Annotated in this window: 11 protein-coding genes; 10 read left to right on the forward strand and 1 reads right to left on the reverse strand. The window is 64.8% G+C overall.

Annotated features, from left to right (window positions below; translation table 11 throughout):
- Positions 1 to 33: 33 nt before the first annotated feature.
- Entirely contained in the window at positions 34 to 651 is a 618-nt protein-coding gene (locus ACEQXE_RS10855) for a DNA-3-methyladenine glycosylase (RefSeq protein WP_370179250.1), read from the reverse strand.
- Between the two features lie 111 nt (positions 652 to 762).
- Between ACEQXE_RS10855 and ACEQXE_RS10860 the strand changes: the two genes are divergently transcribed.
- From ACEQXE_RS10860 to murF, 10 genes are all read left to right on the forward strand, one after another.
- Positions 763 to 1,080 carry a 2Fe-2S iron-sulfur cluster-binding protein gene (locus tag ACEQXE_RS10860; RefSeq protein WP_370179251.1) on the forward strand — a complete coding sequence of 106 codons (318 nt, stop codon included), beginning with the start codon at positions 763 to 765 and terminating at the stop codon, positions 1,078 to 1,080.
- A gap of 63 nt (positions 1,081 to 1,143) precedes the next feature.
- Complete coding sequence (locus ACEQXE_RS10865) at positions 1,144 to 2,154, forward strand: cysteine synthase A (RefSeq protein ID WP_370179252.1); 1,011 nt, start codon at positions 1,144 to 1,146, stop codon at positions 2,152 to 2,154.
- A 31-nt stretch (positions 2,155 to 2,185) separates the two neighbouring features.
- Entirely contained in the window at positions 2,186 to 2,527 is a 342-nt protein-coding gene (locus ACEQXE_RS10870) for a hypothetical protein (RefSeq protein ID WP_370179337.1), read from the forward strand.
- Complete coding sequence (locus tag ACEQXE_RS10875; RefSeq protein ID WP_370179254.1) at positions 2,520 to 3,326, forward strand: DUF4350 domain-containing protein; 807 nt, start codon at positions 2,520 to 2,522, stop codon at positions 3,324 to 3,326. Before ACEQXE_RS10870 ends, ACEQXE_RS10875 begins: the two co-directional genes overlap by 8 nt.
- Before the next feature lie 314 nt (positions 3,327 to 3,640).
- The gene (locus ACEQXE_RS10880; protein WP_370179256.1) at positions 3,641 to 4,138 is read left to right on the forward strand and encodes a division/cell wall cluster transcriptional repressor MraZ; all 498 of its coding nucleotides are present in this window, start codon (positions 3,641 to 3,643) and stop codon (positions 4,136 to 4,138) included.
- Positions 4,135 to 5,094, forward strand: coding sequence for a 16S rRNA (cytosine(1402)-N(4))-methyltransferase RsmH (rsmH, locus tag ACEQXE_RS10885; protein ID WP_370179257.1), 960 nt, complete (start codon positions 4,135 to 4,137; stop codon positions 5,092 to 5,094). Before ACEQXE_RS10880 ends, rsmH begins: the two co-directional genes overlap by 4 nt.
- Entirely contained in the window at positions 5,087 to 5,539 is a 453-nt protein-coding gene (locus ACEQXE_RS10890; RefSeq protein ID WP_370179259.1) for a hypothetical protein, read from the forward strand. Before rsmH ends, ACEQXE_RS10890 begins: the two co-directional genes overlap by 8 nt.
- Positions 5,539 to 7,293, forward strand: a complete 1,755-nt coding sequence (locus tag ACEQXE_RS10895) for a peptidoglycan D,D-transpeptidase FtsI family protein (protein ID WP_370179261.1) — start codon at positions 5,539 to 5,541, stop codon at positions 7,291 to 7,293. Before ACEQXE_RS10890 ends, ACEQXE_RS10895 begins: the two co-directional genes overlap by 1 nt.
- Positions 7,290 to 8,768, forward strand: a complete 1,479-nt coding sequence (locus tag ACEQXE_RS10900; RefSeq protein ID WP_370179263.1) for a UDP-N-acetylmuramoyl-L-alanyl-D-glutamate--2,6-diaminopimelate ligase — start codon at positions 7,290 to 7,292, stop codon at positions 8,766 to 8,768. The genes ACEQXE_RS10895 and ACEQXE_RS10900 overlap by 4 nt, the downstream gene beginning before the upstream one ends.
- On the forward strand, positions 8,765 to 10,234 hold the full coding sequence (gene murF / locus ACEQXE_RS10905) for a UDP-N-acetylmuramoyl-tripeptide--D-alanyl-D-alanine ligase (RefSeq protein WP_370179264.1): 1,470 nt from the start codon (positions 8,765 to 8,767) through the stop codon (positions 10,232 to 10,234). Before ACEQXE_RS10900 ends, murF begins: the two co-directional genes overlap by 4 nt.
- Positions 10,235 to 10,255: the final 21 nt, after the last annotated feature.

Genomic DNA, 10,255 nt, shown 5'->3' on the forward strand with positions numbered 1-10,255 from the left:
CACTGGCAAGTCAACTTTCCATCGACAGACGGCTTACATGGCGGGATTATTGTAACAGTGCCATGTCAGGATGGCCACCGAACCGCGGTGAGGTCGCCAAGGCTCGGCCAGGGCGCGCGTAGCCTTCTCGTCGGGTCGCTCGTCCAGGCCCAGGATTTTCCCGATGCCCGCCATCACGGCAAGATCGCCTGCCGGCCAGATGTCGGGGCGCCCCTCTGCGAACAGCAGGTAAATCTCTGCCGACCAGCGCCCGATGCCCTTGATCCGGGTCAACTCCGCGATTGCGTCTTCATCGTCCGCAGGCAGGCTTTCGAGGTCCAGCTCGCCCGCGCATACCAGTTCGCACAAGGACCGCGCATAGCCCTGCTTCTGGCGCGAGAGACCGCATGCACGCAGAGAATCGAAATCGCTGGCGATCAGCTTGTCCGGCGCCATCTCCGCGCCGAGATGATCCTCCAGCTTGTTCCATACCGATGCCGCGGCCGCCACGCTGACCTGCTGGCCCACGATGGTGCGCAGCAGGGTCTGGTACCCGGTCGGGCGTATGCGTTCTTCCGGGTATCCCGCCAGTTCGATCGCTCTCGCAATCGCAGGCTCGTCTGCCGCAACGATATCGAGGCTTGTCCTGATCTGCTCGTTACTCAAGCCCACTGGAAGCCTCCCCGATCACGTCCTTCTCTTGCAATGCCGAAACGCAGCTTTTAGCTGCCGCGTCAATGGCGAGGGCGCAACGCGCCTCTCGTGGAGGGAAAAGGACATTCAATGCCCAAGCTAACCGTAGTCGACCGCAGCGGAACCGAACGCATGATCGAGGTCGAAGATGGCCTGACCGTGATGGAGGCGATCCGCGACAATGGCTTCGACGAGCTGCTGGCGCTGTGCGGCGGCTGCTGTTCGTGCGCGACCTGCCATGTCCACGTCGACCCTGCGTTTACGGACAAGCTGCCCGCGATGAGCGAGGACGAGGACGACCTGCTGGAAAGCAGCGACCACCGCGTCGAAACCTCGCGCCTGTCGTGCCAGATCGAATTCACCCCCGATCTCGATGGGCTGAAGGTGGCGATCGCTCCCGAAGATTAGGTTGCTGTTGCGATAGATTTATCGCGGTTGCTGCGGCGCGCTGTCGCACGCTAAATGGGAGGGATGACAGCACCTGCCCTCCTGCCGCGCCCGCTCGATCTCATCGGCAACACCCCGCTCGTGCGGCTGGCCGGGCCGAGCGAGGCGGCAGGCTGCGACATCTACGGCAAATGCGAATTCGCCAACCCGGGCGGGTCGGTGAAAGACCGCGCGGCCCTGTGGATCATCCGCGACGCCGAAGCACGCGGCATCCTGAAGCCCGGCGGTACGGTGGTAGAAGGCACGGCAGGCAATACCGGGATCGGCATTGCGCTGGTCGCCAATGCGCTCGGCTACAAGACGATCATCGTCATGCCCGACAACCAGTCGCGTGAGAAGATGGACACGCTGCGTGCGCTGGGTGCTGAGCTGGTGCTGGTCCCGCCCACGAAGTTCGCCAACCCGGGCCACTTCGTGCACACCTCGCGCCGCCTTGCGGAAGAAACCGAGGGTGCGATCTGGGCCAACCAGTTCGACAATTGCGCCAACCGCAAGGCGCATATCGAAAGCACCGCTCCCGAAATCTGGCAGCAAATGGAAGGTCGCGTCGATGGCTTTACCTGCGCCGCGGGGACCGGCGGAACGATCGCGGGCGTGGCCCTGGGCCTCAAGGAGCGGAGCGAGGATGTATGCATTGCGCTTACCGATCCGCACGGGGCGGCGCTGTACAATTACTTTGCGCACGGCGAACTGTCTTCGGAAGGATCCTCGGTTGCCGAGGGGATCGGACAGGGGCGGATCACCGGCAATCTCGATGGGGCGCCGATCGATACGCAATTCCGCATCTCCGACGAGGAGGGGCTGCAATGGGTCGCCCGGCTCCTGAAGGAAGAGGGGCTGTGCCTCGGCCTGTCGTCGGGCATCAATGTTGCAGGGGCGGTGGCGCTTGGCCAGCAGCTGGTTGCGCAAGGGCGCGAGGCACCCCGCGTTGCGACGATCCTGTGCGACACGGGCTTCCGCTACCTCTCTACCATCTACAACGCGGACTGGCTGCGCGAGAAGGACCTGCCCGTGTTCGACTGGCTGGCGGATTGACGCAACTGGATGGCACTCTAGTGTGCCTGACATGGCCATCCTGCCCGACCCAGATCGCGAAGGACCGCGGGATTCCCTTCCGGAGATCATGACTCCGGACGTGATGCAGCGTCTCAAAACCGGCGTGGGTGGCCTGCTGGCCGTGATCGTCACAGTCGGCATTGCCCATATCATCACCGCCAGTGCGCTGCAGACAGAGGAAACGGTGGTCTCGCAGGCAGCTGCTCCGGTAGAGCCCGATGCCGCCGCCAAGACGGGCGATCCCCTGACCGAAGCGGGCGTCGTCCCCGATCTTCCCGAACAGGCGGAAGAAGAACCGGTACCCGAGGGACCGGTCCTGCCGGAAACGGGCGAGGGCACGCCCGTTGAATAAGATCGTGGTGGGCGCCGCGCTCGCCGGGTTGCTGGCCATCGGCGCACTGGCTCTTGCGCTGGGCGGACCTGCGGGCACTGCCGAAGAACCGCATGACCAGCGCTTCGGCCTGATGACATCGCTGCCGATCTATCGTGCGCCTCAGGCAAGTGTAGCGGACATGCTGGATCAGGCAGGGGACGAAGCGCACTGGCTGCGCTCGGCAGTTGAGGCGCATAACACGCTCGAGCCGCTGGACCTGCTGGATGCGAAGAGCCTTGCTGGCATCGATACGCTCCTGCTCGTTCAGCCGCGCGCCTTGACGCCTGCGGAATATGTCGCGCTGGACGATTGGGTGCGCGGTGGCGGCAAAGTCTTGCTGGTGGCCGATCCCATGCTGACCAGCGAGCCACATTTCGCCCTTGGCGACCCGCGCAATCCCCAAGCCGTCTCGTTGAGCGGTCCGATCCTCGCCCGGTGGGGGCTCGAACTGGTCGCAGATGAGGGCGAGGGGCATGGTCACGATCACGGGATCGATGGGGACGAGGCCGGTCATGCAGCCGATCATGAGGTCGAGCTGGACGGGCATACCCTGCCCGTGACCTATGGCGGGACGTTCGAGAAACGGCCGCCAGCCGGCGGAGATCCTGCGGATTGCAGCCTCCGCAATGCCGGGCTGATCGCGGTCTGCCAGATCGTGGAAGGCCGAGCCGTGGTGGTCGCCGACGCGACTGTGTTCGAACGCAATTCCGGGTCGGGCGATGCGGCAGGCGTGCTCTGGGTCTTGTTGGGGATGATGCGGGACGCACCCGGCGAATAACGCCATCCGGCCTGTAAAATTACGCTTTTCCTTAGATTCCGGTGTGTGTATTGGCTTGGTGACGTCGTTTCCGTTGCCAAATATGGCCACCTATTAACCACGGGAATGCGTGGAAAAGCGTCGATCTTGTGGGTAACTCACCCAAAATTCCTAAATTTCCCCTTTAATCCCCATTCGTCCCGTTCTAAGACGAGTTTCGTAACGGACAGGATTCGACTCGCGCGTGGGATGCCACGCGATCCGGGGCGCATGCGCACCTCGGCACGGGAGGGATCTGTCCATGGGGAAATCGCTCATTCGGGGAAGAGCGGGGCGTGTCGGAGACGTTTCAGGGATATAGCGGACAGGCCTTTTCGCTTCGCAGCGAAAAAGGGCGGTTCACGCTGCCTCCTGCGTTTCGCAACGCCGTGAAGCTCTCCACCGAGGACCGCAGGCTGTGCCTCACGCTGCATGACAAGTGGAATTGCCTGGTCGGCTTCGGCACCAAGCGGGTCGATGATTTCGAGGCGATCCTCGATAAGGAAGAGGAATCGGCCTACAAGTTCGGGCGCGATTTCGACCGCGATACCCGTGCAACCCAGCTCAACAGCTTCGAGACAATGCCGTTCGACGACAGCGGGCGGTTCATCCTGCCCGAGTTTCTGCGCGATATCGGCGGGATCGACGACGCGCTGTTCTTCCAGGGCGGTGGTCGCTTCTTCACCGTCTGGAACCCTGCGCGGCTTTACGAGATGGGCCCGGAAATGGCGATGCCCAAGGCCGCCTGCCGCGCGCTGGAAAAGGATGCGCGCGAGAAGGGGAGGAAGAAGTGACCGCTTCCGACGCATCCCCGCACATCCCCGTTCTTCTCGACGAGGTGATTGCAGCGCTGGCTCCGCAGCCGGGCGAGCTGTTCGTCGATGGTACGTTCGGGGCGGGCGGCTATACGAAAGCGCTGCTGGACACGGGCGCAATGGTGCACGCGTTCGATCGCGACCCGACTGCTCTCGAAATGGCTGCGGGCTGGTCGGAGCTTGCGGAGAACCCGCCGCGCCTCGTCCTGCATCGCCGCCCCTTTGCCGACATGGCCGACGCGCTTGCGGAGCAGGGCATCGCGCAGGTGCAGGGCGTGGTGCTCGATATCGGGGTCTCCTCGATGCAGCTCGACCAGGCGGAGCGTGGATTTTCCTTCGCCTCCGACGGCCCGCTGGACATGCGCATGGACCCGGACCTGCCCAGCGCCGCCAATTTCCTCAATTCTGCCGACGAAGGCGAGATTGCGGACGTGATCTACGAATATGGCGAAGAGCGTCAGTCGCGCCGCATCGCGCGTGCGATTGTCGCGGCGCGTCCGCTCGAAACCACGGGGCAACTCGCGCGGCTGGTGCGCAAGGCGACCGGCCACAAGCCGCATGACAAAAAAGACCCCGCGACGCGCACCTTCCAGGCAATCCGCATCCATGTGAACGGAGAGCTGGACCAGCTGCGCCGCGCACTCGCCGCAGCCGAAAAACTGCTGGCACCGGGCGGGCGGCTGGTGGTCGTCTCTTTCCACTCTCTCGAAGACCGTATCGTGAAGCGTTTCTTGCGTGACGCTTCCGGTCAGGTCGGCGGCGGCTCCCGCCATCTTCCCCTCACGGAACTGCCGCCGACCACGTTCGACAAACCGTCCCGCGCCGTGCGCGCGGGCGATGCGGAGTTGCAGCGTAACCCCCGCGCGCGCTCCGCCATCCTCAGGGCGGCAACCCGCAATAGCGCGCCGGCGAGAAAGGAACTGGTCGATGGTTAGAGGCAGTCGTCTGCGGCAGATCGGCTGGGCCATCTGCATCGGCGCCGTTTTTGGCGGCTTCATGATGCTGACCTTCCGCGTCGACGCCGTGAAGAGCGAGGTCGTGCGCGCCGAGCGCACGATCGTGGAACTGGAGCGCGAGAAGCTGGCGCTTGAAACCGAGTTCGAAACGCGCGCCAACCAGCAGCAGCTGGCCGACTGGAACGCGATCGAGTTCGGTTACCAGCCGCCGCGCGCGGACCAGTTTCTCGAAAGCGAGCGGCAGCTGGCAAGCTTCAGTGCGCCGCGCGCGCCCGGATCGCCCGAACCCATCCGTTTCGCACGCGAGATGGAGGCGAGCGACTATCCCGCGCTGGTTTCTCCGCTGGCGGAAAAAACGGACGGAGACCCGGCCGAGGAAGAGCAGGGCGCCGAACCAATTCTCGCGCTGGCGAGCCTCGACTAATGGCCAGCGTTCCCATTGATTCCATGGTGGCGGCGGCGCCCCTGCGTGTCGCCAACAAGCGGCTGGAATCGCTGCTAGTGGCGCGGATGCGTGCGCTTTTGCTGATGCCCGCCTTCGGGCTGATCGCGGTGGTCGCATTGCTGCGCATCGCATCGTTCGGCGTGCTCGGCGCACCGGAAACCACTATGTCGATGGAGCAGCGGCTACTCCCTCCGCGTGGGGAGATTACCGATCGCAACGGACTGCCGCTGGCACGCAATTACGATGCGTTCGCCCTGTGGTTCAATCCCAAGGCGATGAAGGACGGCGGCAGCCCGCTGGTCCAGTCGCCAGAGGAAGTCGCGAGCGAGCTTGCAGCAATCTTCCCCGAACTGGACCGCGCGGACGTCGCCGCGCGGCTGGCCAGCGGCAAGCCGCAATATCTGCGCCGCCGCCTGCTTCCTGAAGAGGCGAACCGGGTGTTCGACATCGGTGAGCCTGCGCTGGAGCTTCCGGCGGAAAAGGACCGCTTCTATCCGCAAGGTTCGATGGCCGCGCACGTGCTTGGCTATGTGAAGGATGGCAAGGGCCATCTCGGCATGGAATCGGTCCTCGATGCCGAACTCACCGATGCGATGTCGCGCGGGGAGCCGACCGCCATCGCGCTGGACCTGCGGGTGCAGGGCGCGCTGGAAGACGAACTGCGCAAGGGCATGCTGTCGGTCAACGCGCGCGGCGCGGCGGGCGTGGTGCTGGATGTCGATACGGGCGAAGTCATTGCGCTGGCATCGCTGCCTGCGTTCGATCCCAACGATGTGCAGGCATCCGACCTGGTCGGGACGGAGGAGCAGAAGCGGCGGGGCGACCCCTCCAACTCCTACAACAGCGTGACCCACCAGGTTTACGAGCTGGGCTCGACCTTCAAGCCGCTGACCGTCGCTGCTGCGATCGATGCCGGGATCGTCCGCGATCTGGGCCTGCGTTACGATGCAAACCCGGTGAAAGTCGCCGGGCGCACCCTTTCGGACAGTCACCCGCTCGGAGATACGCTCAACGTGCCCGAAGCGCTGATTCACTCGTCCAACACCGTCACCGCGCGTATAGCCGACAAGCTCGGTGGCGACCGGCTGCGCGATACCATGCGCGATCTCGGGCTGGCTGAGCGGCCCTATATCGAAATCCCCTCCAAGGGGGCGCCGATCTGGCCGGGCGAGAAATGGTCGCGCATCACGACTATGACGGTCAGCTATGGCCACGGTATCGCGGTGACCCCGCTGCACCTCGCGTCGGCCTATGCCGCGATGGTCAATGGCGGAGTCTGGCGGCCTGCCACTCTGAAGAAGGTAGAGCCCGGCGCGGCCCCTGCCGGTCGGCGCGTGTTCAAGGAAGATACCAGCGCGCGTATGCGGCAGCTCCTGCGCATGATCGCGGTGTACGGCACCGGTAAGAGCGCCGATGCGCCCGGTTATCGCGTGGGCGGCAAGACCGGTTCGGCAGAAAAGCCCTCTCGCTCCGGCTATCGCGAGAAGTTGCTTGTCTCCACCTTTGCGGCTGCCTTCCCGATGGACGATCCGCGCTATGTCGTGGTCGCCATGCTGGATGAGCCGAAGGGCACCACCGCAAGCTCGTTCCAGCGGACCGCCGCGTGGAATGCCGCACCGATCGTGGGCAAGCTGGTGCCGCGGATCGGCCCGATGCTCGACGTGCGGCCCGACCTCAGCCGCGATATCGACATTTCGGACCTGCGCCCCCTGATCCGGAGCGATATAAAGTGAAGCTGAACGTGCTCCTCGAAAAGGCCGGGCGCGCGCAGCTGAATGCTGGCGACGCGGTGGTGACAGGGTTTGCCATCGACCATCGCAAGGTCGCGCCGGGCACGATCTTCGGCGCGTTTGAAGGTGCCGTGGTGAATGGCGAGGATTTTATCGAGGCCGCGATCACCGCCGGTGCGGTTGCGGTCGTCGCGCGACCAGGGGCTTTGGTGGAAGGCGCGCTGCACATCGCAGACGACGTGCCGCGCCGTGCCTTTGCGCATATTTCCGCACAGTACTTCACTCCCGTGCCCGAGACGATCGTTGCGGTCACCGGGACCAACGGCAAGACCTCCACTGTCGAAATGACCCGCCAGCTGTGGCGCATGCTGGGCGAGCGTGCGGCGAGTATCGGGACGCTGGGTGTGACCACGCCCGATGAAAGCGTTTCGACCGGGCTGACCACGCCCGATATCGTGACCTTCCATTCTAACCTTTCCGGTCTTGCGCGCGAGGGCGTGACGCATGTCGCGTTCGAGGCGTCGAGCCACGGGCTGGACCAGTACCGCAATGCCGGCGTGCCGGTGCGCGCGGGCGCTTTCACCAATTTCAGCCGCGACCACCTCGATTACCACGAGACGATGGAAGCCTATTTCGAGGCCAAGATGCGGCTGTTCGATGAAGTGGTCGTCGAAGGCGGAACCGCAGTAATCTGGGCCGATGGCAGCGAGTGGTCCGCCAAGGCGCGCAAGCGGGCGCAGAAGCGCGGTTTGAACATCTTCACGGTCGGTCCGAAGGGCGAGGATATCACCCTGATCGACCAAGAGCCGACGCAACTGGGCCAGGGGCTGGAGATTGCCCGCAATGGAGAACGGCGCACGATCCGCCTGCCGCTGATCGGCGCGTACCAGGCTGCCAATGCTCTGACCGCCGCATCGTTGGCGCTGGTTACCGGCGCGGAAGAAACCCGGCTTTGGGACGCGGTCGGACGTCTGCAACCGGTGCGCGGGCGCTTGGAGCGTGCGGTCATCACCCAGTCGGGTGCGCCGGTCTATGTCGACTACGCACATACGCCCGATGCACTGGAAGCCGCGATTGCCGCCCTACGTCCGCATGTCGATTCCGCGAAGGGTCGCCTGATCGTCGTGTTCGGTGCAGGCGGGGACCGCGATACCGGCAAACGTGCCCCGATGGGCAAGGTCGCCAGCGAGGCCGCCGATCTCGTCGTCGTCACGGACGATAATCCTCGCGGGGAAGACCCCGCAGCAATCCGCAGCGCCATCCTTTCGGGCATCGAGAGCGATGCACTGGAAATCGGCGACCGGCGTACCGGCATCGCCACCGCGATTACGCAGGCCGAGGGCGGCGATATCGTGCTGATCGCGGGCAAGGGACACGAACAGGGCCAGATCATCGGTTCGGGAGAGACAATGCGAATTCACCCCTTCGACGATGTGACCGTGGCGCGCGAGTGCGCAGCGGCGGGAGCTTCGGCATGAGCGCGGCTGCACTTGCCCATCCGCGCCTGCGTGCATGGCCAGTTACATCGCGTGACAGGCTTGCGTTGGCGCTGTGGAACGCGGCCGAGATCGCCGCGGCCACCGGCGGCATCGCATCGGGCGAATTCCAGTGCTCCGGCGTGGAGATGGACAGCCGCGATGTGCGTGTCGGCGACCTGTTTATTGCGCTGAAGGGAGAGGCGATGGACGGCCACCGCTTCCTCGACAAGGCATTTGCCGCAGGCGCTTCTGCCGCCATCGTCGATCGTCCGGTCGACTGGCCGCACGTGCTGGTGCAGGATACGACCGCTGCGCTCCATGCACTCGCCGCCGCCGCGCGTGAACGTTCGCCCGCTAAGCGCATCGCGGTGACGGGGTCTGTCGGCAAGACGGGCGTCAAGGAAGCGATTTTTTCCGCGCTGGACCGCGCCAGCCGGGGACAGGCGCACCGCTCGGTCCGCAGCTATAACAACCACGTCGGTGTGCCGCTCAGCCTGTCACGGATGGGTGCGCGCGCACAGTATGGCGTGTTCGAAATGGGCATGAACCACGCGGGCGAAATCGCGCCTCTGGCCGAGCATGTGTGCCCCGATGTCGCCGTCATCACCACAATCGCGCCTGCACATATCGAAAACCTGGGTACGGTGGATGCCATTGCGGACGAGAAGGCCCAGATCTTCACCGGCCTGCGTCCGGGCGGGGCAGCAGTGATCCCGGCCGATAGCCCGCAGTTCGATCGGTTGCGCGTGCATGCCGAGGCCGCTGGGGCGGACATCTACTCCTTCGGTCGCTCGAAGAATGCGCGCGTCCGGCTGCTCGATGCGATCCCTGCTGCCAATGGCGGGGCTTCGCTCGTCACCGCGCAGATCGACGATACGCGGCTGTGCTATTCGGTGGCCGAGCCGGGCGAGCACTGGATCGACAATTCGCTGGCCGTCATGGCGACCGTCTATGCGGTCGGTGGCGATCTTGGCGCGGCGGGTGTCGCGCTGGGCGAGATGGGCGGCCTGAAAGGGCGCGGCGCGCGCCACGCGATTTCCGCTGCCGGAGGCCGTGCGACCCTGATCGACGAAAGCTACAACGCCAATCCCGCCTCCATGCGTGCGACACTCGCGCAGTTGGGCCAGACCCCGGCCAGCCGCCGGATCGCAGTGCTCGGTGCGATGGGTGAGCTGGGTGAATTCAGCGCGCGCTTTCACGAGCAGTTGCTCGATCCCATCGAAGCCGCGCATGTCGATTTCGCCGTGCTGGTAGGCGAAGCGATGGAACCGCTGGTGCGCAAAATGGGGACGAGCCACACCAACGGGCTTGGCAATGCGCCGGGCTTCGCCCATTGCGCAGGGCCTGCCGAAGCGATTGCCGCGCTTGAAGAATTCGGCCTCAACGCCGGAGACGCGATCCTCGTGAAGGGATCCAATTCCGTCGGGTTGGGCCGCCTTGTCGATCACTTCGTCAGCCGAGGCTAAGCAAGGGATCGAGGACGGCCT

Source organism: Alteriqipengyuania sp., from assembly GCF_964222115.1.
In the GTDB taxonomy this organism is placed as follows: domain Bacteria; phylum Pseudomonadota; class Alphaproteobacteria; order Sphingomonadales; family Sphingomonadaceae; genus Alteriqipengyuania.